Below are 22,726 nucleotides of genomic sequence, written 5' to 3'. Positions count from 1 at the left end.
GGGAGTCTACGAGCCCGGCGACGGGCCCTGTGACGAGCGCGCTGCGACGGGGCCTGTGACAACCGTGTCGCATCGTTCACGCCCCTCGGACCGCCCTGGCCAGCCGGGTGGCCGCCGCCGCGCGGGGTGCGTTGTCCGGGGGCCGGCGGCGCGGGTGGACCGTGTTCGCCAGGAGCACCAGGAACGTGTCCGTCGACGGGTCCATCACCAGCGACGTACCGGTGAAGCCCGTGTGGCCCGCGGCTCCGCGGCCCGCGAGGGCGCCCATGAACGACGGCTGGTCCAGGGCGAAGCCGAGGCCGGGCGGGGAGAGGAGCAGTTCGACGTAGTCGGGGCCGAGGATGCGGGCGGTGCCGTAGGAGCCGCCCGCGAGGAGGGTGCGGCAGAAGACCGCGAGGTCGTCCGCCGTCGAGAAGAGGCCGGCGTGGCCCGCGACCCCGCCGAGCGCCCACGCGTTCTCGTCGTGGACCACGCCCCGCAGCATGCCCCGGTCCGCCTTGGCCCAGGGTTGTCGCTGGTCCTCCGTCGCGGCGGCGCCGGGGCAGGGGCCGAAGCCGGTGTCGGTCATGCCGAGCGGCCGGGTGATCCCGTCCCGGACGAGGGCGTCCAGCGGGCGCCTGGTGATCCGTTCCAGGACCTGCTGGAGGAGCAGCATGTTGAGGTCCGAGTAGCGGTACGCGCCGCCCGGCGCCGTCAGCGGTTTCTCGGACCGCAGCAGGGCGAACCGTGCCCTGTCGTCCGCGCAGTCGTACAGCGGGAGTTCGGGCCGCAGTCCGGAGGTGTGGGTGAGCAGGTGCCGCACGGTGATGCCGTACTCGGCGGCCGCGGTGAAGCCCGGCAGGTACGCGCCCACGCGCGCGTCGATGCCCAGCGTGCCGCGCTCCAGCTGCTGCACGGCCGCGACGCTCGTGAAGAGCTTGGTGAGGGACGCCAGGTCGAAGGGCGTGCGGACGGTCATGGGCACGCGTTCGCGGCGCGGCAGTTCCACGCCGGCGTCAGCGTCCTCGTCGTAGGCGCGGTAGCGCACCGCCCAGCCCGCCGCCTCCTCGACGGCGATCACGGGCCCGCGTCCGGCGACCAGCACGGCTCCCGCGGCCCAGGGCCGGTCCCCGTCGGTGAGCCGGTGGAACTCCCGTACGAGACGGTCGAGTTCCCCGGGGTCGAGCCCGGCACGTTCCGCCGTACCGGGGCGCAGTCTCGGTGCGCTCAGCTCCCCGCTCCCTTCACGTCCGCCGGTACGTCGGGCTGTACGTCCGGCTGATTCCGCCAGGGACGGCACAGTGCCACGAAGCAGCCGACGGCGACCAGTGAACACGCGAGCTGGACGACGGCCATCGGGACGGCCGTGTGTTCACCGGCGACGCCCACCAGGGGTGTGGCGATCGCGCCGACCAGGAAGGACGAGGTGCCGAGCAGGGCGGACGCGGAGCCCGCGGAGTGCCGGGTGCGCATGAGGGCTAGCGCGTTGGTGTTGGGCATGCACAGGCTCATCGCCGACATGAGCACGAAGAGTCCGGCGGCGACGGGGACCAGGCCCACCTCGCCGAAGGCCCCGGCGGACATCAGGAGCAGCGCGGCCGACGCGACGGTGATGGTCGCGAGGCCGACCGCGAGCACCTTGTCGAGGCTGACCCGGCCGACGAGGATCTTGCCGTTGATCTGGCCGACGATCACCAGGCCGACGGAGTTGACGCCGAAGAGGACGCTGTACGTCTGCGGGGAGGCGCCGTAGATCTCCTGGATCACGAACGGCGAGGCGGAGATGTACGCGAAGAGCGCCGCGAACGCGAAGCCGCCGGTGAGCATGTAGCCGGTGAAGACGCGGTCGGCGAGCAGTCCGCGCATGGTGCGCAGGGCTTCGGCGGTGCCGCCGCTGTGGCGTCGCTCGGGCGCGAGGGTCTCGGGCAGCAGCCGCCAGACGACGGCGGTCAGCACGATCCCGATGACGGTCAGGACGTAGAAGACGCCCCGCCAGTCGGTGATGCGCAGCACCTGTCCGCCGAGGAGCGGCGCGAGGATCGGCGCGACCCCGGAGATCAGCATGAGCGTGGAGAAGAACCGCGCCATGTCCACGCCGTCGTACAGGTCGCGCACGACGGCCCGTGCGATCACTATCCCGGCGGCGCCCGCGAGGCCCTGGAGCAGCCGGAAGGCGACGAGGAGTTCGACGGTGGGGGCGACGGCGCAGACGGCGGTGGCGAGGATGTAGACGAGCAGTCCGGCGATGAGCGGCCGTCTGCGGCCCCACTTGTCGCTCATCGGCCCGACGACGAGCTGTCCGAGCGCCATCCCGGCGAGACAGGCGGTGAGCGTCAGCTGCACGGTGGCCGCGGAGGCGTGCAGCGCGTCGGTGACCTCCGGAAGCGCCGGGAGGTACATGTCCATGGACAGCGGCGGTACGGCGGTGAGACCGCCGAGGATGAGCGTGACCAGGAGTCCCACGGAGCGGCGGGCTGCCGGTGGCGGTACCGGGGGCACCGAGGCGGCGAGCACGCTCTCCTCGGTCACCGCCGGGCCCGGTATGTACGCTGTCGGGCCGTCCTGGTCCTGCCTGGTGCGGCCGCGCTCGGACATATACCCCTCCCTCTCCGTGTGATCCGCCACCTATGCTCTCAGCTCGTACAGGTGATCCCGTACAGGTGATCTTGTACGAGTGGTCGAGGTCGTCGAAGGCATGGAGCGAGGGGTCGGGATGGCTGAGGAACGCGTGCGGTGGGGTGTGCTGGCGACCGGGGGGATCGCCGCGGCGTTCACCGCCGATCTGATCGATCTGCCCGATGCCGAGGTGGTGGCGGTGGCGTCGCGCACCGAGGAGTCGGCGAAGGGGTTCGCGGAGCGGTTCGGGATACCGCGGGCCTACGGCGACTGGGAGTCCCTCGCGGCGGACGAGGAAGTCGACGTCGTGTACGTGGCGACTCCGCACTCGGCGCACCGGGCTGCGGCCGGGCTGTGTCTGGAGGCCGGGCGGAACGTGCTGTGCGAGAAGGCGTTCACGCTGAACTCGCGCGAGGCCGAGGAGCTGGTCGGTCTCGCGAAGCAGCACGGCAGCTTCCTGATGGAGGCCATGTGGATGTACTGCAACCCGCTGATCCGGCAGCTCAAGGCGCTGGTGGACGACGGGGCGATCGGCGAGGTCCGCACGGTGCAGGCAGACTTCGGCCTCTCGGGGCCCTTCCCTCCCACCCACCGGCTGCGCGACCCGGCGCAGGGCGGCGGCGCGCTGCTGGACCTCGGCGTCTATCCGGTGTCGTTCGCGCATCTGCTGCTCGGTGAGCCCTCCGACGTGACGGCGCGGGCGGTGCTCTCGGAGGAGCGCGTCGATCTCCAGACGGGCATGCTGCTGTCGTACGAGAGCGGCGCGATCGCTGCGCTGCACTGCTCCCTGGTCGGCGGCACGTCGACCGCCGCCTCGGTCACCGGCTCCGAGGGCCGTATCGACATCCCGCACGGCTTCTTCCACACCGACCGCTTCGTGGTGCACCGCGACGGCCGCGACCCGGAGGAGTTCACCGCGAGCGCGGCGGACGGCACCCGGGCGAGCCTCAAGCACGAGGCGACCGAGGTCATGCGCTGCCTCCGGGCCGGCGAGACGGAGTCCCCCCTGGTCCCCCTGGACGGCACCCTGGCGGTCATGCGCACCCTGGACGCGGTACGAGCCGGGGTAGGAGTCACCTACCCCGGCGAATAGGGGCGCGGGGAACGGCGCAATCTTTCGCCTTTGGCTCTCAGGGGCGCGGGGAACGGCGCAATCTTTCGCCTTTGGCTCTCAGGGGCGCGGGGAACGGCGCGACCAGCCACGTCCGGCCCGCAGCCGACGAACGGCCGCCGGTCCCCCGCCCCACCCCAGCGGAGCGAACCCGCGGAACTACACCGGCTTGAGCCCCTGGTCACCGACCTCGGTCACGAACGACGCCGCGGTGGTGATCGCCGCCCCCGGCGTGGTCACCGCGGGCACGGTCTTGAAGTCGGCCCGAGCGGACTCCCTCCCGAGCCGCACGGTCGTATAGCCCCGCCGCCCGTTGTAGAACTTCAGGTGCGGATTCGCCGCCATGTACGTCTCCCAGTTGGCGGGCCGCTCCGCCCCGTCCCGCCCGCTGGTGACCGACGTCGTCACGATCTCCGTACCGAGTATTCGGGACGAGGGGTCGTCGAAGTCCTCCTTGATGTCGAAGGCGTACGCGACATGGACGTCCCCGGTGAACACCATCAGGTTCTCGATGCCGGCGGCCTCCGCACCGGCCAGCACCCGCCCCCGCGAGGCCCGGTAGCCGTCCCACGCGTCCATGGACACCCGCGACGGCACGGCCAGGTCGAAGCGCCGCTGGGAGAAGATGACCTGCTGCGGGACGACGTTCCACAGGGCCTGCGAGGCCTGCCATCCGTCGAGCAGCCACCGCTCCTGCGCCGCGCCGGTGATCGTGCGCGCCGGATCGTCCGTCTCGGGCCCCGGGATGTCCGCCCCGTCGCCGTACGCCTGGTCCGAGCGGTACTGCCGGGTGTCGAGGATGTCGAACTGCGCGAGCCGGCCCCAGTTCAGCCGGCGGTACATCCGCATGTCGGGGCCCTCGGGCCGCTGCGGGCGGCGCAGCGGCAGGTTCTCCCAGTAGGCGCGGTACCCGGCGGCGCGGCGCAGCAGGAACTCCTCCGGCGGTACGGAGTTCTCCGGGATGTCGTCCGCGTAGTTGTTCTCGACCTCGTGGTCGTCCCAGGTGACGACGAAGGGGTGGGCGGCGTGCGCGGCCTGCAGTTCGGGGTCGGTCTTGTAGAGGGAGTACCGCAGGCGGTAGTCCTCCAGGGTGATGGTCTCGTGGTTGAAGAGGTCGGGCAGCACCCGGTCGGTGTAGTTGCGGGCGCCGCCCACGGAGTCGACCGCGTACTCGTAGAGGTAGTCGCCGACGTGGAAGACCACGTCGACGTCGTCCTCGGCGAGATGCCCGTACGCGGTGAAGTACCCGTCGTGGTAGGCCTGGCAGGAGACCGCGGCCAGCTTCAGTTCGTCGACGCGCGCCCGGGACGAGGGCGCGGTGCGGGTCCGGCCGGTCTCGCTGATCCAGCTGCCCGTCTTGAAGCGGTAGTAGAAGACCCGGTCGGAATCGAGGTGACCGACCTCGACGTGCACGGAGTGGTGGAACTCGGGGTGGGCGAAGGCCGCCCCCCGTCTGACGACGTGGCGGAACCGTTCGTCGCGGGCCAGCTCCCAGTGCACGGTGACGCGCTCCGGCGGCAGCCCGGAGTCCGCCTGGTACGGGGTGGGGGCGAGTCTGGTCCACAGCAGCACGGACGTGGCCTGCGGATCACCGGAGGCCACACCGAGAGTGAAGGGATTCTCGGTGATCTTCGCCGAGTCGAACTCGGCGGCGCCCGCCACACCCGCTGTCGGCAGGTTGGTGGCGAACGCCAGCACGGCGGCCGCGCCGGTGACGGTGAAGAGCCGGCGGCGCCCGAGGTGACGGGCGGCGGCGCGGAGTTCGGGGGCGTGCTGCGACGGTTGCTGGTGGCCGGTGGATGTCATCTGGCCCTCCCCTGACGGTTGTTGTACAAGGAATTGGAGTGGTCAGAGTCAACGGTGGACTGTCACGTGCACAACAGTCAGATGTCGGACGGATGAGTTCCAAATGGCGGACCGTCGACCCTCCTCCCGTACGCTGCGGGGCCATGGACTCCCATCGGACGAAGATCGCGATCGTGACAGGGGCGGGCTCGGGGATCGGCCGGGCCGTGGCCGTGGAGCTACTGCGTACCGGCTGGTCGGTGGCGCTCGCCGGCCGCCGGGCGGAGCGGCTGGAGGAGACGGCGGCGCTCGCGGAGACAGCTCTCGCGCAGGCCGCCTCCGCGGGAGGGCGGGCCGGTGAAGACGGCACGTCGCTGTGTGTGCGCACCGATGTCTCGCGGCCCGAGGACGTGGCCGCGCTCTTCGCCGCCACGCGCGACCGCTTCAGCCGGCTCGACCTGCTCTTCAACAACGCCGGCACGTTCGGACCCGGGGGCGTGCCGTTCGAGGAACTGCCGTACGAGGCCTGGCGGCACGTGGTCGGCACGAATCTCGACGGGGCGTTCCTGTGCGCGCAGGCGGCTTACCGGCAGATGAAGGAGCAGGATCCGCAGGGCGGAAGGATCATCAACAATGGCTCGATCTCGGCGCACACGCCCCGCCCGCGGTCGGCGGCGTACACGGCGACCAAGCACGCGCTGACCGGCCTCACGAAGTCGCTGTCGCTGGACGGGCGGCCCTACCGGATCGTCTGCGGGCAGATCGACATCGGCAACGCCGCGACCGACATGACCGAGCGGATGCGGACGGGGGCGTTGCAGGCGAACGGGGAGACAGCTCCCGAGCCGGTCATGGATGTCGCGGACGTGGCGCGGACCGTGCGGCACATGGCGGAGTTGCCGTTGGAGGCCAATGTGCAGTTCGCGACGGTTCTCGCCAGCGCGATGCCGTACGTGGGACGGGGATAGGCAAGTACAAAGGCCTGCACCATTCCCCGTGTCCTCGAAAAGGCCTATGCTCGACTCTCCTGCACCAGAACTTCACACTTGGAACACTGGCCTTCCGTGCCACATCCAGGGGGAGGCGGCAGCCGTTCCGGGCGCTCGGTGGGGGGATCCCGCGCAGGACGCGGGGTTGCGGCCCGGCGCCCGGAACGGCTGCCCCACTGACGGCAGGGGCCATTCCACAGCCCTTTCCTGGCAACCGGCCCTCAATCAGCCAGGAATCAGCTGTCTTACGGAATTCTGACGCCGGAGCCCACATTCTCAGCTCCTGCACATTCCTTGCTCAGGGTCTCTCAAAGGTTCGTCCATAGCTTGTGGCAGCGCCCACAGCGGGCGCCAAGAACCTTAGGGAACGGGATGTTTGGCATCTATCTCAAGCGTGAGCTGAGCCGGCGCAAGAAGTCGGCTCTGGTCATCGCCATGGGTCTGGCGCTCGGAATCGCCCTGGTCATCACCGTCAACTCGGTGTCGGCCGGCATGTCACAGGCACAGGACAAGGTCCTGCAGTCGCTGTACGGACTCGGCACCGACATGACGGTGACCAAGGCCAGAGAGGCTCCTTCCGCCGGCAACAACCAGTCGGGCAGACCGAACTTCGAATTCGACGCCGGTTCCGACGACGACGAGGAACAGAGTTCGGACCGGGTGACGACGCAGGGCGGTCAGACGCTCAAGTCCGCCCTGATCGAAAAGGTCGCCGCGCAGAAGAACGTGGCGAGCGCGGTGGGTGCCCTGACCCTGAACGTCACGAAGGTCGACGGAAGTTTCACCCAGGGCAAGGCCGAGACGGACACCTCCTCGCAGGGCTCCCAGGGCCGGGGCGGCGGCCCCGGCGGTGCGGGCGGCGGCGGTTCGACCGGTCAGCCCCAGGTGCAGGGCGGCGGCGCCTCCTTCGACGTGAACTCGTACTCGGTCTCGGGTGTCGACGTCACGAACCAGGATCTCGGCCCGCTCGCCACCACGAAGATCAGCAAGGGCAAGACGTTCACGACGGCGCAGAGCAACGCGAAGGTCGCGGTGCTCGGCAAGTCGTACGCCAAGGAGAACAAGTACACGGTCGGCGGGAGCGTCAAGATCTCCGGCACCAAGTACAAGGTCATCGGGATCGCGACCCCGGACAGCAGCGAGTCGACGACCGACGTCTATCTGCCGCTCAAGCAGGCCCAGACACTCGGTGACGCCAAGAACAAGGTCTCCACGATCTATGTGAAGGCGTCCGGCTCCCAGCGGATCGACGCGGTCAAGTCGGCCATCCAGAAGAACATCTCGGGCACGACGGTGACGACCTCGGCCGACCTCGCGGACACCGTCTCGGGCTCGCTGTCGACGGCCTCCGACCTCGCGACGAGCGTGGGCAAGTGGCTCTCCATCGCGGTGCTGGCGGCCGCGTTCCTCGTCGCCGCGCTGCTCACCTCGTCGGCGGTCAGCCGCCGGGTGCGGGAGTTCGGCACACTGAAGGCGCTCGGCTGGCCGAGCCGCAAGGTCACCCGGCAGGTCGTCGGCGAGTCGGTCGTGAACGGCCTGCTCGGCGGAGCGCTCGGCATCGCCCTCGGCCTCGCGGCGGCGTACGCGGTCACGGCCGTCAGCCCGACCCTCACGGCCGAACTCGGTTCCACGGGCGGCGGCCAGGGCGGCGGACCCGGCGGTGGCGGGCCCGGTGGCGGGGGCGGCCCCGGTGGGCAGAGCGCGTCGAGCACCCTCGACATCGCGCTGTCCGCGCCGGTCTCCGTCACCACCATTGCGCTCGCCGTGGGCCTGGCGGTCGCGGGCGGTCTGATCGCCGGTGCGATGGGCGGCTGGCGCGCCTCACGGATGCGCCCCGCAGACGCGCTGCGCAGCGTGTCGTGACCCTCGGCATCCTCGACGCCCTCGGCGCAGCCCCCAACGCGGCCCTCAACACCTCGGCACGGTACGGAGAAGACGTATGTACAAGCTCACCGGCGTCACCAAGAACTACACGAGAGGCAAGGAGACGGTGGAGGCGCTGCGCGGCGTCGACCTCACCATCGAGGACGGCGACCAGCTCGTCATCCAGGGTCCCACCGGCGGCGGCAAGTCGACCCTGCTCCAGATGATCGGCGGACTGGACCGCCCGTCCGCCGGCAGCGTCGAACTGGACGGCGTGGACCTCGCGTCCATCAGCGAGGCCCGGCTGACGCGGCTGCGCGCGGAGAAGATCGGCATCATCTTCCAGTCGTTCAACCTCATCCCCACGCTCACCGCCCAGGAGAACGTCGAGACGGCCCTCGTACCGCTCGGGGTGAAGCCGTCGGAGCGGCGTGCGAAGGCCGCCGCGGCGCTGGACTCGGTCGGTCTCGGCGACCGTCTCAGCCATGCGCCCAGCGAGCTGTCCGGCGGTCAGCAGCAGCGCGTCGCCATCGCCCGCGCGCTGGTCAAGAACCCGAAGGTGCTGCTCGCCGACGAGCCCACGGGCAACCTCGACGAGGGCACCCGCGACGACATCATGGCCCTGCTGGAGGGGCTGTGGCGCGAGCACGGGCTGACGTTCGTCATGGTCACGCACGACTCGTCGATCGCCCGGCGCGCACCGCGGGTCGCCACGATCAGGAAGGGCCGGATCTCCCTGACCGAGCAACAGTCGCAGCCGCAGGCGCAGCCCGCGCTCTGACCGGTCCACCCGTCGGTTCCGTCCGTCCGTCCGTCCGTCGGTCCGGTCCGTCCGTACGGTGCTGTCCGGAGGCCGCTCACCCTCACCGGTGAGCGGCCTCTCGCCGGTCACGCCGTCCCGCCGGTCTTCCCGCTCCCGCCGGTTACGCCTGGCCGGTCTCGAAGCGGGAGATCCTGCCGTCGCCGTCGACCGTGAAGCTCCACCTCGTCCGCATCTCGCCCCAGGCGTCGTTGCTGTACCGGGCGACGAGCGCGAGGCCGCCGTCCGACTCGTTGTCGACCTCCATATGACCGTGGGAGTCGAAGATCTCCCGCTCGGTCCAGTCGTCGAGGTCGCGGTCCGAACCGTCGTCGGCCATCGTCGCGCCGGACGTGAGGACGGCCCGGAAGGCCTCCCGGTCGTGGGCGTTCACGGCGCTGACGAAGTCCCGGACGGCCGGGTGGCTGAGCTTGGCTACCTGAATCGTCATGTCCGTCAGACTCACACCGCGCCGGTACCGCCGCCACCCCACCACCCGTACGGCGGCGCGGACCAGGGCTCGGACGGCTGTCGGGTGCGACGGTGGACAGGCGCGGCCGGACGCGTACGCGCCGAAGAGGACCGTTCGAGTGCGACATGCGACATGCGACATGCGAGGAGTGACGGTAACCGTGACCTGTTTCGACCGACGCGATCTGGGACTGCTGCTGCTCCGCCTCGGTACGGGCGGAGTGCTGGCGACGCACGGGGCCCAGAAGCTCTTCGGCTGGTTCGGCGGCGGTGGCCTCTCCGGGACCGGCGAGTTCATGGAGTCCGTGGGGTACGCGCCCGGCAGGGCGAGCGCCGCCGCGGCGGGCCTGGCGGAGACGGGCGGCGGCGCCCTGCTGGCGCTGGGTCTCGCCACCCCGGCGGCCGGAGCGGCCGCGGCCGGGGCGATGGCGGGAGCCTCCGCGGTGCACGCGCCGAACGGCTTCTTCGCCCAGAGCGGCGGCTACGAGTACGCGGCGTACCTGGGATTCGCGGCCGCGGGGCTCGCTGTCACCGGCCCCGGCCGGATCTCCCTCGACCACGCCATGGGTCACACGGTCGACCGGGGCTGGATGGTGCCGGTCGCCCTCGCGGGGACGGCCGCGGCGACCCTGACGGTGATCGGAGCGCGGTACGCGCGGGTGCGACGCCAACAGGAGAGCGAACAGGGCGAGTTGTTCGACGAGGAGGGCGTGTCCCACGACTCGTAGGCCGTTCTTCGGCCGAGGCTCCCGTCGGGGCTTCCGTCGTCGCCCATGGCAGTCTGAACGCCATGAGCGACGACGGCGATCTCTGGGAGTCCATCGAGCAGCTCCAGGACTGGCTGGCCCGGGCCCAGCCGGACCGCCCTCCTCAGGAGACCCTGCTCCTGCGGATGCTGAAGCTCTCCGAGGAGGTCGGCGAGGTCGCCGAGGCGGTCATCGGCGCCACCGGCCAGAACCCCCGCAAGGGCACGTCCCACAGCTGGGACGACGTCCGGTCGGAACTCTGCGACGTGATCATCACAGCCGCAGTGGCCCTACGAACACTCACCCCCGAACCCCGCGAGTTCTTCACAACACACTTGGCACAAGTGACGACCCGCTCCGGCAAACCGGACCCACACCCATAGGGGCGCGGGGAACGGCGCAATCTTTTGCTTTTAGGGGCGCGGGGAACGGCGCAATCTTTTCGCCCTTCAGGGGCGCGAGGAACGGCGAGTCCTTTGCCTTGAGGGGCGCGGGGAACGGCGCAATCTTTTAGGGGCGCGGGGAACGGCGCGACACCCCCCACCGGCCCGCAGCCGAAACCGCACACTCCCCGCCGCAGGCACTACACGGGCGTCCGCGTGAACCGGAGCGTAGACGTGACCGTAGTCAACCCCCGAAGCATCCCCAGCTGATTCCACCCCATCCCGAACTGATCCCGATCCACACTGAACTCCGCGGCAAGCGTCACCGCGTCGGCACCCGACTCGACGACCGTGGCGGTGACGACCTGCGGACGACTGACCCCACGGACGGTCAGCTCACCACTGATCTGGACGCTGTCGTCCGGACCGACCACCGCGTCACGGACGACGAACACGAGGTTCGGATGCCGCTCGGCATCAAAGAAGTCGGCACCACGCAGATGCTCGTCACGCTTGGCGTTCTTCGTGTCGAGGGACGCGGCCTCCAGCGTGACGGTGCCGTGGGCGGAGCCGTCGGGCTGGACCTCGCCCCCGCCGCTGACACCGCGGAAGGTGCCCTTCACCGTGACCATGCCCCACATCGTCTTGTGCTTGATGGCGATGGCGGAGCGGACGGCGTCGAGCTGCCACTGGCCGGTTTCCACAGCGACGGTCATGGGACTTCTCCTGGATTCGGGTCTGGAACGGGTCGGACGACCGGATTGGTAATCCAAATTTGGATGACTCCACGCTAGCCGGTTATCCAAAAATGGACAACCGGTAGACTGTGACACCATGGCCGACTCCTCCACCCCCGCCGACCAGCCCCCGCATGTCCCGCCGTGCGGCGACGGCGCGCCGGAGAACGGCCTGCTGCCGGCCGAACTGCGGTCCTGGATGCGCCTGCTGGCGGCGGCCGGGGCCATCGAGCAGCAGCTGCGGGCCCGTGTGAAGGACGCCATGGGGGTCTCGCACGACGAGTTCCTGGTGCTGTGCCTGCTGGCCGACCAGCCGGGCTCCAGCCTGCGGATGACCCGGATCGCGGAGCTGCTGGGCCGCCCGAAGACCCGGCTGACGTACCAGGTCGCCTGTCTGCAGCACGCGGGGCTGATCACCAAGAACTCGGCCTGCGGCGACCGGCGCGGTATCGAGGTGGCGCTCACCGAGAAGGCCCGCCGGCTGTTGAGCGAGTCCACCGGCCCGCTGGCCGACGCCGTCGCGCGGGCCATCGCGCAGACGGCCTGCACCCAGCGCTTCACCCAACTGCACGACCTGCTGCCCGCGGCCCCGGACACCGAGGACCACCCCGGCGAGCACGCCCCCGAGAAGACCGGCTGACTCGGCCACGCAATCGGTCGGCCACCCGATCAGCCGGTCCGGCTCCGGAACAGCCGCAGGGGCACCGCGGCGGCCAGGGCCCGGTAGCCCTCGGGGTTGAGGTGCAGCCAGTCCCCGTCGTGCAGCGTGGCGCGCAGACGCCCCGGGTCCGCCGGGTCGCGGACGGCCTGGTCGAGGTCGACGACCGCGTCGAACCCTCCACTCGTACGGATCCAGGAGTTGACCTCCTCCCTGGACGCCTCACGGTGCCCGGCGGGGTCGTCGTACATCGCGTTGCCGCCGAACGGGGTCAGCGTGGCCCCGTACACCCGGATGCCCTGCGCGTGTGCGCGGACGACGATCTGCTCGTACGCGGCGATCAGTTCGGTCGTGACGCTCCGCTGGGCGGCGGGTGTGGCGGCGGCGGTGCCGATGTCGTTGACCCCCTCGAAGACGATCAGCCAGGAGACTCCGCTGCGGGACAGGACGTCGCGGTCGAGCCGGGCGAGGACGTTGGGGCCCAGGCCGTCGCTGAGGACGCGGTTGCCGCCGGCGGCCTGGTTGAGCACCGCGACCTCGCCGTTCGCGGGGTGCTCGCGGAGCCGGTCCAGCAGCCGGTCGGTCCAGCGGTCGTTGCCGTTGGTGGTGGAACCGCGCCCGTCGGTCAGCGAGTCGCCCAGGACGGCGACCGCGGCGGTGGCGGGACCGGTGAGCACCTCGACGTCACTGAGCAGATACCAGTGGTTGACGGCGGTCGCCTCCGGGAGGTCCTGGTCCCGGGTGTGGTCGGCCTTCTGGAGGTACGAGGTGGTGCGCGACCCGGGGTGCGAGGTGAGCGCGGTGGACCGCTGGCCCTCGGCGAGGTAGGCGGTCACGGTCAGGTTGGAGCCCGGCTCCAGGCCGAAGTCCATTGGGTCGGAGACGAGTTGGGCCCCGACGGGCACGGTCGCCGACGCGCGGCCGGCGAAGGTCACCCGGCGCGGCGAGCCGGGTTCGACGGCGCTGACACCGGCCCGTCCGCCGAGCGGAAGAGCCACGGTCACGGCGGTGAGGGGCAGCGCGGTGTCACCGAAGGCGTTGGAGAACCGCAGCCGGATGCGCCCGCCGCCGGTCGAGACCCGCACGGTCTGCCGCAGGGTCGTGTCGACCAGGACGGCCCGCTCCTCGGTGAACGGCGGAGGCGGCATGTTCCCCGGCTCGGTGAGCTGCGGCATCGCGGTCCAGGTGTTGACCCAGTGCCGGGCGGACGACCCGGCCGGGGCGGCGGCACCGCTGCCCGCGGCCCGGGCCCCCTCGGCCGGCGCCACCACGGCGGACGCGGTCACGGCGAGGGCCAGCAGGAGTACACAGGTGCTGACGAGCCGGGCGAAGGACTGTGTTCTTGACGGCCGCACGCACTGCACGCACTGCACGCACTGCACGGACTGCACGGACTGCTCCGGCTTCACGCGGCATCAACTACCGGTGCAGGCGGTGCCGTTGAGCGTGAAGGCGGCCGGAGCCGAACTGTTCCCCGTGTGATTCGCCTGATACCCGATGCTGACACTCGCGTTCGCCGCGATCGTGCCGTTGTACGTGGCGTTGGTGGCCGTCACCGCGCCGCTCGCCGGGGCGTACATGGCACCCCAGCCGTTGGTGACGCTCTGCCCGGACGGCAGGGTGAAGCCCAGCTGCCAGCCCTCGACGCGGGAGGTGCCGGTGTTGGTGATCGTCACGGAGCCGGTCAGCCCCGTACTCCAGGCGCTGGTCGTGGCGGTCACCTTGCAGGCGCCCGGCTGGGGCTGAGGCCCCGGGTCCGAGCCGTCCAGGCCGAAGAACGTGAGGACGCGGGCCGCCATGCCCCAGGCGTACAGGTTGTGGCCCACGCCCTGGAGGCTGATGGCCTCGACGGGGGCCTGGTCACCGGTGGCGCCGTAACGGGTGCGGGTCCAGCCGGACTGGGGCGAGTCGGTGGCGGCCGGGGTCCGACCGACACCCAGCACGTTGGTCCACTGCTTGATCTCCTCCCCGAAGTTGGGGTAGCGCAGCACGTCGTCCTCGGTGCCGTGCCACACCTGCATACGCGGCCTGGCGCCGGTGTAGCCCGGGTAGGCGTTGCGGACGAGGTCGCCCCACTCCTGCGGGGTGCGGATCACGGTGCCGCCGGAGCAGGCGCTGTTCCACTCGGAGCCGTCGGTGGTGGCGAAGCAGCCGAAGGGCACACCCGAGAACGCGGCGCCCGCCGCGAACACGTCCGGGTAGTCGCCCAGCAGGACGTTCGTCATCATCGCGCCGGAGGAGATACCGGTGGCGAAGATGCGGCCGGTGTCGGCGGAGTAGGTACGGGTCACCCAGTCGACCATCGACTTGATGCCGACCGGGTCGCTGCCCCCGCCGCGCGTCAGCGCCTGGGGCGAGGAGACGTCGAAGCACTTGCTGGCGCGGGTGACCGACGGGTACACGACGATGAACCCGTACCGGTCGGCGAGCGAGGCGTACTCGGTGCCGGAGTACATCGCCGGGCCGGAGCCCGTGCAGTAGTGGACGGCCACCACCACGGCGGGCTTCGCGGCGACGTTGTCCGGTACGTAGAGGTACATCTGCAGGTTGCTGGGGTTGCTGCCGAAGCCGGTCACCTCGGTGAGTGCCGCGGCGGGCGCGACGCCCTGCGCGGCACCGGGCGCCTTTTCGACCGGCTCGCGGGCGACGGCCCCGGGTGCGCCGAGGAGCGTCGTCGCGAGCAGGGACACCAGTGCCGCGAAGAGCACCGCGGGCCCCGAACGCGGGCGTCTGCGCGCGGTGTCGCCGCGCACGGCGCTGTCGCGTACGGCGCCGCTGTGCACGGTGTTGCGTCCAGTGGCGGACATGTCCGTCCCTTCCGGATCACGGCTGTGGGGAGTGCGGGAAGTGGGGGAATGCGGGCACGGCACGGTGGAACGACGCCATGCGACGGGGCCGGCCGCATGGCATGCGCATGACTGCGCTGCCGCCCTGCCATGGAAGCGCTCCCACGGTGGCGGGGTGGAGACCGAAACCGGCCAGGGGGGACGAATGATTTCGACGGGGCGATCAGCCGCATCCATTGCACGATCCGCACTTCGCGCATTAAGTTACCGACAAGTAGCTACCCGCTGAGGAGTCACCATGCCGACGCTCGACCGCCAGGACGACGTTTTCGTGCTCGATCTCGGAGACGGCGAGAACCGTTTCCACCCCGACTGGCTCGCCTCCGTCAACGCCGCGCTGGACGAGGTCGAGAAGGCGGAGGGGCCGCGCGCCCTGGTGACCGCCGCCACCGGCAAGTTCTACTCCAACGGCCTCGACCTGGACTGGCTGTTCGCCCACGCCGACCAGCAGGACGAGTACGTCGTCAGCGTCCAGGAGCTGTTCGCGCGGACGCTCTCCCTCCCCCTGATCACCGTGGCCGCCCTGCAGGGGCACACCTTCGCGGCCGGCGCGATGTTCTCCCTTGCCCACGACTTCCGCGTGATGCGGGCCGACCGCGGTTACTGGTGTCTGCCCGAGGCCGACATCAACATCCCCTTCAGCCCGGGCATGTCCGCGCTGATCCAGTCCCGGCTGACCCCGCGCACCGCCCACGAGGCCATGCTCACCGCCCGCCGCTACGGAGGCGGCGACGCCCTCGACGCCGGGCTCGTCGACCACGTGGCGGCCGAGGACGCCGTACGCGCGAAGGCGGTGGAACTCGCCCGGGCACTGGCGGCCAAGGCCGGACCGACACTCGGCACCATCAAGTCCCGTATGTACGCGCCTGTCCTGGACACCCTGCGCAGCAGGCACAACCCTCTCGGCTGACCCGTCCCGGGCCTCTACCCCTGTCCTGGATCCGTCCTAGACGGCGGACCAGCCGTTGTCGACCGGGAGGACGACCCCGTTGATGTTGCTCGCGGCGTCGGAGGCCAGGAAGACGATGGCGGCGGCCTGCTCGTCCGCGGTCGCCGTACGGCCGATGTTGCCCATGTAGCCCATGAGTACGGACGGCCCGTGCGCCTCCCTGTCCACGTCGAGCCGGATGCCCGTCACCGTGCCGCCCGGGGCGATCGCGTTCGTCCGCACCCCCTTGTCGCGGTACATGACGGCGAGGGACTTGGCGAGACCGGCGACGCCGTGCTTGGACGCCGTGTACGCGGTACCGGCGGCGCTGCCCCGTACGGACGCCTCGGAGGCGGTGAACACGATCGCCGCGTTGCCGCTCGCGAGCAGGTGCGGCAGCGCGGCCCGGCTGAGCAGGAACGGCGCGGTCAGGTTGATCCGCAGGACGCGCTCCCACTCGTCGTCGGCGGTGTCCGCCGCGGCCGACATCCTGTCCATCACGCCCGCGTTGTTGACCAGCACGTCGATGCCTCCGAAGGCGTCCACGGCGGTGGCCACGACCCGGTCGACGACCTGCTGTTCACCGAGGTCCCCGATCACGGCGACAGCGGCGCCGCCGGACTCGGAGATCTCCCCGGCGACCGCCTTCGTGCCGTCGGCGTCGATGTCGGCGAGGACGACGCGGGCGCCCTCCGCCGCGAAACGCAGGGCGGCGGCGCGGCCGATTCCGGAGCCGGCCCCGGTGACGACGACCGACCTGCCGGACAGTCCTGTGGTGGAGCTCATCGCTGGTCCTCCCTGGAAGTCCGTACGGGCACGGCGGCCCGCGCTCAGCTGATCCTCGCGCCGACCCACTATCCAGCACATGTCGCTTATCCGACAAGTGCTGGAAAGGATAGGCTCGGGCCATGCCCGCGCGCCCCTCGGACCCCCGCACCCGCCGCTCCCGCTCCGCCCTGGAGACGGCCCTGCGGGAACTCGTCGCCGAGCGCGACCTCAGCCAGATCCCGGTCTCGGACCTCACGAAGCGCGCGGGCGTGAACCGGTCGACGTTCTACGAGCACTACACCGACGTGCACGATCTGGCGGCGGCCGCGTGCACGACGGTCTTCGACGAGCTGGTGGCGGCCAGCCCGACGGCCGTTCCGCCGCTCGACGCCGAGGGCAGCCCGACGGTCGACCTGCTGCCGGACCTGTTCGCGCACGTCGCGGAACACGCCCCCCTTTACCGGGCCCTGCTGGGGAACGACGGCAGCGCCCGCGTGATCAACCACCTGCTCCACCGCATGGCGGTCGCGGCACATGTCCGCCGCGTCCCGGCCGACGCGCCCGCCCCGTCCGACGCGCCCGTCCCGCCCGTACACACCCCCGCGCCCGCCGTGCCCGCCGTGCCCGCCGCCGAGGATCCGGCGGACATCCCGCACGATCCGGCTGCCGCGTTCGTGGCGGGCGCGGTGCTCGGCACGGTCATCGACTGGCTCCGCCGTGACTGCCCGGGCACACCCGAGGACATGGCCGCCGCGCTCTGGCCGCTGCTCATCGGGACGGCCGCGGCGGCGGGATGGCAACCCGGCACTTTCGTTCCGTAGATTCTTCGAAACATTCGAAGATACGAGCCTCTCCATTTGATCTCCCGCGCACGAACATCACGTGCGCCAAGACATCGTTGACCTCAATCACCCATCCCACCAGGCAATTCCCTTCCCAACGCCACTGCGCGCGACACGAATGTTTCGTAATCATGGGCGAAACTGTTGACGCTTGACGGGAGCAGGTCAAAACTGTGCGACCAAACCCCCGCTCGTGGAAGACGGAGGAGACCCGCACATGAACCTCACACCCGCACAGCCGAGCCGCAGGCAGGCTGCCGCCATGTTGCTGGGCGCCACGGCCGCGCTCGCTCTGCCCGGCAAGGCCCACGCAGACACGGTCGTCACCACGAACCAGACCGGCACGAACAACGGCTACTACTACTCGTTCTGGACCGACGCGCAGGGCACGGTCTCCATGAACCTGGGCTCAGGCGGTTCCTACGGCACCACCTGGCGGAACACCGGGAACTTCGTCGCGGGCAAGGGCTGGAGCAACGGCAGCCGCAGGACCGTGACCTACTCCGGCGCCTTCAACCCGTCCGGCAACGCCTACCTGTGCCTCTACGGGTGGACGGCCGGCCCGCTCGTGGAGTACTACATCGTCGACAACTGGGGCACCTACCGGCCCACCGGAACGTACAAGGGCACGGTCACCAGCGACGGCGGCACGTACGACATCTACCAGACGACGCGGTACAACGCCCCGTCCGTCGAAGGCACGAAGACCTTCAACCAGTACTGGAGCGTCCGGCAGTCGAGGAGGACCGGCGGCAGCATCACCACCGGCAACCACTTCGACGCCTGGGCGCGGGCCGGAATGCCCCTCGGCAGCTTCAGGTACTACATGATCCTCGCGACCGAGGGCTACCAGAGCAGCGGCAGCTCCAGCATCACGGTGGCGCCATGAGTACCCGTACTCGTACTCGCGCCCGCGTCCGTGCCCGTGCCCGTGCCCGTGCCCGGCAGCGTCCCGCGTACGCGACCCGCCGCCTGACGACGACGCTGGCCGCCGTCGCACTGGCCGCAGCGGGCACACTCACCGCGAACGCGGTCCCGGCACAGGCCACTTCCGCCACTGCCGCCACTGCCGCGGCGTGCAACGGCTACGTCGGGCTCACCTACGACGACGGCCCGTCCGCCGCCACACCGGCCCTGCTCAACGCGCTCACGCAGAACGGGCTGCGGGCCACGATGTTCAACCAGGGCCAGTACGCCGCCGCCAACCCGTCCCGGGTACAGGCGCAGGTCAACGCGGGCATGTGGGTCGGCAACCACAGTTACACCCACCCGCATCTGCCCCAGCTCGGCCAGTCGCAGATCGACTCGGAGATCTCGCGGACCCAGCAGGCGATCGCGGCCGCGGGCGGCGGTACGCCGAAACTGTTCCGGCCGCCGTACGGCGAGACCAACGCGACGGTGAGGGCGGTCGAGGCCAAGTACGGCCTGACCGAGATCATCTGGGACGTGGACTCACAGGACTGGAACAACGCCAGCGCGGACGCCATCGTGCAGGCCGCCGGACGGCTCGGCAACGGCCAGGTCATCCTCATGCACGACTGGGCAGCCAACTCGCTCGCCGCCGTCCCGCGTATCGCGCGGGGCCTGGCAGCCCGCGGCCTGTGCGCCGGGAAGATCTCCCCGACGACCGGCCGCGCGGTAGCTCCCTGACACACCCGCACCCGAACGACCTGTCACAGGCGACGGCCGCCCTGACGCCGGCCGTCGCCTGTGCTGCCTGCCTCGCTCCGGCTAGCGCACCACGCGGTGCCGGAGAAGGACGAGTCCCGCCGAACCGACGACGCGGTTCTCGACGAGTTCGAGATCCACTCGGCGCTCACTCCGGGGAAAGAACGGAGTGCCACCGCCGACGAGCAACGGGCAGACCCTGGACCGGTACTCGTCGATCAGCCCCGACGCGGCGGCCTCGGCGGCGAGCGCCGCGCCGCCGATCGCGATGTCGCCCTCCCCCGGCTCGGCCCGCAACCGCTCGATCTCCTCAGCCAGGCTGCCGGAGGCCAGACGGGCATTGCCCTGCACCGCGGCCAGCGTGGTGGAGAACACCACTTTCGGAAGAGCGTTCCAGAGCGCGGCCCACTCACGCTTGGAGTCGTCGAGCGAGGGATCCTGGTCGGCCGTCTCCCAGAACAGCATCGTCTCGTACAGCCGCCGTCCCAGCAGATGGACGTCGACCTCTCGGATCTCGTCGATCCAGGAGCGAAAGACCACCTCGTCGGGTCCCGGCCAGTCGAGACCGCCGTCCGGTCCGACGATGTAACCGTCGAGCGAGACGTTCATCGAACAGGTCACGCTGCGCATCAGAAGTTCTCCTCGGGAACGGCCGACTATTTGCCCCTCATTGAAAGCTTTGCAGCAAGTCGGTCCGGCGGCGGAGACTCCTCTCAGATCTCAGAACACACATCTCGGACCAGAGATCGCAGACCACACGGGGGAACCATGAGATTCAGCCGTTCCGTCCTGACCGCTGCCGCGTTCGCCGCCCTGGCCGTGGGGACCACGACCGCGCTGGCGGTCCCCGCCTCGGCCGCGCCCAACACCACGCCGCAGAAGGTCTGCGGAAACGCCTACAAGACAGTGAACTCCGCGGTCGTCGGCTCGCTGGGCACCGTCTACCTGACGTACAACGCCGCGAACGGCCAGAACTGTGTCGCGACCATCCGCAACAACCCGGGCGCCGCCGTGGACATGTCCGCGTACGTCTACGTCCCGGACACCGACGAGAGCGCCGGCGACTCCGGCCAGTACACGTCGTACGCGGGCCCGGCGTACGTGTACGGCAAGGGCCACTGCATCGACTGGGGCGGCAACATCAGCAACGTGTACGTACAGATCACAGGCTCGAACTGCGCGGCCCTGAAGGAACAGCGGGCCACTTCCACCCGCTGACGGACCGTTCCTGACCGCTCCTGTCCGCAGAGTCGCCCAGCTGACCTGCGGACACGTGGAGCGGCAGACGAGTCGGGCTGTACGCCGGGTTCTGTCGCCCGGCTGCCTCGCGGCGGCCGGGGAGACGGCCATCCATCTAGGGCCGGCGTTGCCGCCGGCCTCGTGCGGTCTACCCGGGGACTCGGGCGGGCAGCCCTCGAACGTCCTCGCAGAGCGCCTTTTACAGCGCTCCTTTTGACCTTGCTCCGGGTGGGGTTTACCTAGCCGCCTGAGTCACCTCAGGCGCTGGTGGTCTCTTACACCACCGTTTCACCCTTACCCGGGACCGAAGTCCCGGGCGGTTTGTTTTCTGTGGCACTGTCCCGCGGGTCACCCCGGGTGGCCGTTAGCCACCACCCTGCCCTGTGGAGCCCGGACGTTCCTCGGGAAGCACCCCCGAAGGGGACTTCACGCGGCCGTCCGCCCGGCTCGTCTGCCGTGTCGACCATGCTACCGGGCGTTCGCCCCGCCGCCGTCCCGATGCCGTCGCCAGGAACGAGCCCAGCAGGATCAGGGCGAAGGCCGCCACCGTTCCGGGGGTCAGCTCCTCGTCCAGCAGCAGCACGCCCGCCGTCACCGCCACCGCCGGGTTGACGTACGTGAAGACCACCGCGCGGGTCGGTCCCGCCTCCTTGATCAGTTCCAGGAAGGCGACGAACGCGAGCGCCGTGCAGATCACGCCCAGCCCCGCGAGGGAGGCCAGGACGGGGAGGGAGGGGGGCGTCGAGGGCCATTGCAGGATCGCCGCCGGGGCGTACACCAAGGCTGACAGGAGCAGGCAGGGGGCTATCAGTTGCAGGGTCGGGACCGCCCGCAGGTAGCGGGCCATGATCAAGGGGGCCGTCGCGTAGCCCACCACCGTTATCAGCATCTCCGTGAGAGAGCGGGCGTCGCCGCCCGTCAGGTGCGGGATCGTGAGGACCGCCACCCCGCCCAGGCCCAGCGCCAGGCCTGCCGTGCGGCGGGCGCCGAGGCGTTCCGTGTCGCCGAAGAAGCGGGCCAGAAGGACGCCGACTATCGGTACGCCCGCGATCAGCAGGCCCGCCGTCGAGCTGGAGAGATGGCGTTCGGCGTCGGTCAGGGTCCACCAGGGGCCGATGATCTCTATGCACGCGAAGGCCAGCATGGGGCGCCAGTGGTCTCGTACGACTCCGATCAGGTTGCCCTGGCGGAGGGCGAAGGGCAGGAGCAGTGCCGCGCCCAGCGCACAGCGCGCGAACACCACCATGGACGCGGACATGCCACCGTCCACCGCCACTTTGATCATCAGATAGGGGATGCCCCAGAGCACTCCCATGAGGGAGAAGAGGAACCAGCCGCGTGCAGTCATGCGCGCAGTCTCGGCCGGATCATCGGCGGACGTCTTGAACGCTGTTGCGGTACGCCGCCGGAGTGACCCCCAGTACCCGCCGGAACCAGCGTGTCAGGTGCGCCTGGTCCGCGAAGCCCACGAGAGCGGCCGTCTCGGCGGGGCGGTGGCCCGACTCCAGCAGGCACCGGGCACGGTTCACCCGGTACTGGGCCAGCCAGGCGTACGGAGGCATCCCCATGCTCGTACGGAAGGCACGCAGGAGCTGGTAGCGGGACAGGCCGAGGTCCGCTGCCAGGGCCGCGAGGGAGGGCGGGGCGAGGAGTTCGTCGGCCAGGCGGTCGCGTACCGCCTCCGCCACGCGGCCCGCGCCCGGGATCGTGTCGCTCACGTGGCGGGCCGTGGAATGGCGGCGGGCCAGGGCCGTGAGCAGCCACGGTATGCGCGACTCGGTCTCCAGGGGGTCCGGGCAGAGACTGAGTTCGGTGTGCGTGAGGCGCAGGGCGGCGGCCAGCTCGGGGTCGTCGAGGAGCGGTTCGCGGAAGTCGGGGAAGCCCAGGGTGCCCTCGGTGAGGAGGGGGACCTCCGCGTACAGGGCGCGATATGCGTAGCCGTCGTCGAGCGCGGCCGGGCCGCCCGTGTGCACCTCGCCGGGGCCCAGGACCACGATCGAGCCGGGGCCCGGGCGGATCCGCCCGCCGCGGTAGTCGATGATCTCCGCGCCCGCGACGCAGACTCCGACGGTGAACTCGTCGTGCGCGTGGGGCGCGTACCGGTGGCGGTCGAACCTGGCCGTCAGCAGGTCGAGCGGCCGGCCCGAGCTGCCGAGGGTCGCCCTGGTCCAGACGGCCTGCTCACGCCCGGCCGTATGTACCTTCACACTCACCTGTTGCCCCCATGGCACATCCACCTTCTCCGGTCCCGAGAGGTGCAACACCCGCGTGGCACGTTTCCATGCCCCGCTGCGGCGC

General features: G+C 70.6%; 22 protein-coding genes, 1 other RNA gene and 1 pseudogene. 12 read left to right on the top strand and 12 right to left on the bottom strand.

Going from position 1 to position 22,726, the window contains the following annotated elements; translation table 11 throughout:
* Nucleotides 1–76: 76 nt before the first annotated feature.
* Together OHS59_RS31335 and OHS59_RS31330 are read right to left on the bottom strand one after the other, a co-directional pair.
* Nucleotides 77–1,279, bottom strand: a complete 1,203-nt coding sequence (locus tag OHS59_RS31335; RefSeq protein ID WP_443061532.1) for a serine hydrolase domain-containing protein — start codon at nt 1,277–1,279, stop codon at nt 77–79.
* Nucleotides 1,207–2,574 carry a Bcr/CflA family multidrug efflux MFS transporter gene (locus tag OHS59_RS31330; RefSeq protein ID WP_328496696.1) on the bottom strand — a complete coding sequence of 456 codons (1,368 nt, stop codon included), beginning with the start codon at nt 2,572–2,574 and terminating at the stop codon, nt 1,207–1,209. Before OHS59_RS31330 ends, OHS59_RS31335 begins: the two co-directional genes overlap by 73 nt.
* Nucleotides 2,575–2,692: 118 nt before the next feature.
* Here OHS59_RS31330 and OHS59_RS31325 point away from each other — a divergent pair, with 118 nt between their 5' ends.
* A complete protein-coding gene (locus tag OHS59_RS31325; protein WP_328496695.1) occupies nt 2,693–3,688 on the top strand; it encodes a Gfo/Idh/MocA family protein in 996 nt (331 codons plus the stop codon).
* A 177-nt stretch (nt 3,689–3,865) separates the two neighbouring features.
* Here OHS59_RS31325 and OHS59_RS31320 read toward each other — a convergent pair whose 3' ends face one another.
* On the bottom strand, nt 3,866–5,512 hold the full coding sequence (locus OHS59_RS31320; protein ID WP_328496694.1) for an alkaline phosphatase D family protein: 1,647 nt from the start codon (nt 5,510–5,512) through the stop codon (nt 3,866–3,868).
* 143 nt (nt 5,513–5,655) lie between these two features.
* Here OHS59_RS31320 and OHS59_RS31315 point away from each other — a divergent pair, with 143 nt between their 5' ends.
* The 3 genes from OHS59_RS31315 to OHS59_RS31305 all read left to right on the top strand — a co-directional run bounded on the left by OHS59_RS31315 (nt 5,656) and on the right by OHS59_RS31305 (nt 9,124).
* The gene (locus OHS59_RS31315; RefSeq protein ID WP_328496693.1) at nt 5,656–6,459 is read left to right on the top strand and encodes an SDR family oxidoreductase; all 804 of its coding nucleotides are present in this window, start codon (nt 5,656–5,658) and stop codon (nt 6,457–6,459) included.
* A 393-nt stretch (nt 6,460–6,852) separates the two neighbouring features.
* On the top strand, nt 6,853–8,343 hold the full coding sequence (locus OHS59_RS31310) for an ABC transporter permease (RefSeq protein ID WP_328496692.1): 1,491 nt from the start codon (nt 6,853–6,855) through the stop codon (nt 8,341–8,343).
* Between the two features lie 76 nt (nt 8,344–8,419).
* Nucleotides 8,420–9,124: an ABC transporter ATP-binding protein gene (locus tag OHS59_RS31305; RefSeq protein ID WP_328496691.1), complete on the top strand. Its 705-nt coding sequence runs from the start codon at nt 8,420–8,422 to the stop codon at nt 9,122–9,124.
* 142 nt (nt 9,125–9,266) lie between these two features.
* On the opposite strand, the gene OHS59_RS31300 is transcribed toward OHS59_RS31305, so the two are convergent.
* Nucleotides 9,267–9,593, bottom strand: a complete 327-nt coding sequence (locus OHS59_RS31300) for a nuclear transport factor 2 family protein (RefSeq protein WP_328496690.1) — start codon at nt 9,591–9,593, stop codon at nt 9,267–9,269.
* Between the two features lie 181 nt (nt 9,594–9,774).
* Between OHS59_RS31300 and OHS59_RS31295 the strand changes: the two genes are divergently transcribed.
* Both OHS59_RS31295 and OHS59_RS31290 read left to right on the top strand, forming a co-directional pair.
* Nucleotides 9,775–10,341, top strand: a complete 567-nt coding sequence (locus OHS59_RS31295) for a DoxX family protein (RefSeq protein WP_328496689.1) — start codon at nt 9,775–9,777, stop codon at nt 10,339–10,341.
* Between the two features lie 62 nt (nt 10,342–10,403).
* Nucleotides 10,404–10,742 (top strand): MazG-like family protein, encoded by a 339-nt coding sequence (locus OHS59_RS31290; RefSeq protein WP_328496688.1) that lies wholly within the window; start codon nt 10,404–10,406, stop codon nt 10,740–10,742.
* Between the two features lie 200 nt (nt 10,743–10,942).
* On the opposite strand, the gene OHS59_RS31285 is transcribed toward OHS59_RS31290, so the two are convergent.
* Entirely contained in the window at nt 10,943–11,458 is a 516-nt protein-coding gene (locus OHS59_RS31285; RefSeq protein ID WP_328496687.1) for a YceI family protein, read from the bottom strand.
* Nucleotides 11,459–11,576: 118 nt separating this feature from the next.
* On the opposite strand from OHS59_RS31285, the gene OHS59_RS31280 reads away from it, so the two are divergent.
* Complete coding sequence (locus tag OHS59_RS31280) at nt 11,577–12,119, top strand: MarR family winged helix-turn-helix transcriptional regulator (protein WP_328496686.1); 543 nt, start codon at nt 11,577–11,579, stop codon at nt 12,117–12,119.
* Between the two features lie 29 nt (nt 12,120–12,148).
* Here OHS59_RS31280 and OHS59_RS31275 read toward each other — a convergent pair whose 3' ends face one another.
* Nucleotides 12,149–13,519, bottom strand: a complete 1,371-nt coding sequence (locus OHS59_RS31275) for an SGNH/GDSL hydrolase family protein (RefSeq protein WP_443061656.1) — start codon at nt 13,517–13,519, stop codon at nt 12,149–12,151.
* Nucleotides 13,520–13,552: 33 nt separating this feature from the next.
* Entirely contained in the window at nt 13,553–14,944 is a 1,392-nt protein-coding gene (locus OHS59_RS31270; protein WP_328496685.1) for an extracellular catalytic domain type 1 short-chain-length polyhydroxyalkanoate depolymerase, read from the bottom strand.
* Nucleotides 14,945–15,221: 277 nt separating this feature from the next.
* On the opposite strand from OHS59_RS31270, the gene OHS59_RS31265 reads away from it, so the two are divergent.
* Nucleotides 15,222–15,893, top strand: coding sequence for an enoyl-CoA hydratase-related protein (locus OHS59_RS31265; protein WP_328496684.1), 672 nt, complete (start codon nt 15,222–15,224; stop codon nt 15,891–15,893).
* Between the two features lie 36 nt (nt 15,894–15,929).
* Here OHS59_RS31265 and OHS59_RS31260 read toward each other — a convergent pair whose 3' ends face one another.
* Entirely contained in the window at nt 15,930–16,697 is a 768-nt protein-coding gene (locus tag OHS59_RS31260) for an SDR family NAD(P)-dependent oxidoreductase (protein WP_328496683.1), read from the bottom strand.
* 122 nt (nt 16,698–16,819) lie between these two features.
* Here OHS59_RS31260 and OHS59_RS31255 point away from each other — a divergent pair, with 122 nt between their 5' ends.
* From OHS59_RS31255 to OHS59_RS31245, 3 genes are all read left to right on the top strand, one after another.
* On the top strand, nt 16,820–17,500 hold the full coding sequence (locus tag OHS59_RS31255; protein ID WP_328496682.1) for a TetR/AcrR family transcriptional regulator: 681 nt from the start codon (nt 16,820–16,822) through the stop codon (nt 17,498–17,500).
* Nucleotides 17,501–17,738: 238 nt separating this feature from the next.
* Nucleotides 17,739–18,410 carry a glycoside hydrolase family 11 protein gene (locus OHS59_RS31250; RefSeq protein WP_328496681.1) on the top strand — a complete coding sequence of 224 codons (672 nt, stop codon included), beginning with the start codon at nt 17,739–17,741 and terminating at the stop codon, nt 18,408–18,410.
* Nucleotides 18,407–19,171, top strand: a complete 765-nt coding sequence (locus OHS59_RS31245; RefSeq protein ID WP_328496680.1) for a polysaccharide deacetylase family protein — start codon at nt 18,407–18,409, stop codon at nt 19,169–19,171. Before OHS59_RS31250 ends, OHS59_RS31245 begins: the two co-directional genes overlap by 4 nt.
* 81 nt (nt 19,172–19,252) lie before the next feature.
* Here the strand turns inward: OHS59_RS31245 and OHS59_RS31240 are convergent, their stop codons facing one another.
* Complete coding sequence (locus tag OHS59_RS31240) at nt 19,253–19,819, bottom strand: dihydrofolate reductase family protein (protein WP_328496679.1); 567 nt, start codon at nt 19,817–19,819, stop codon at nt 19,253–19,255.
* Between the two features lie 138 nt (nt 19,820–19,957).
* Here OHS59_RS31240 and OHS59_RS31235 point away from each other — a divergent pair, with 138 nt between their 5' ends.
* Nucleotides 19,958–20,407, top strand: a complete 450-nt coding sequence (locus OHS59_RS31235) for a spore-associated protein (RefSeq protein ID WP_328496678.1) — start codon at nt 19,958–19,960, stop codon at nt 20,405–20,407.
* 64 nt (nt 20,408–20,471) lie between these two features.
* Here OHS59_RS31235 and rnpB read toward each other — a convergent pair.
* From rnpB to OHS59_RS31225, 3 genes and pseudogenes are all read right to left on the bottom strand, one after another.
* Nucleotides 20,472–20,878: RNase P RNA component class A (gene rnpB, locus OHS59_RS31230), an RNA gene on the bottom strand.
* Between the two features lie 67 nt (nt 20,879–20,945).
* Nucleotides 20,946–21,776 (bottom strand): annotated as a pseudogene (locus tag OHS59_RS44620) (DMT family transporter); the annotation flags it as partial.
* A 19-nt stretch (nt 21,777–21,795) separates the two neighbouring features.
* Entirely contained in the window at nt 21,796–22,641 is an 846-nt protein-coding gene (locus OHS59_RS31225; RefSeq protein ID WP_328496677.1) for an AraC family transcriptional regulator, read from the bottom strand.
* Between the last annotated feature and the right edge of the window lie 85 nt (nt 22,642–22,726).

Source organism: Streptomyces sp. NBC_00414 (assembly GCF_036038375.1).
Classification (GTDB): Bacteria; Actinomycetota; Actinomycetes; order Streptomycetales; family Streptomycetaceae; genus Streptomyces.
Note: the sequence above shows the minus strand (reverse complement) of the source record. Positions and strands in the feature narration are given on the sequence as shown.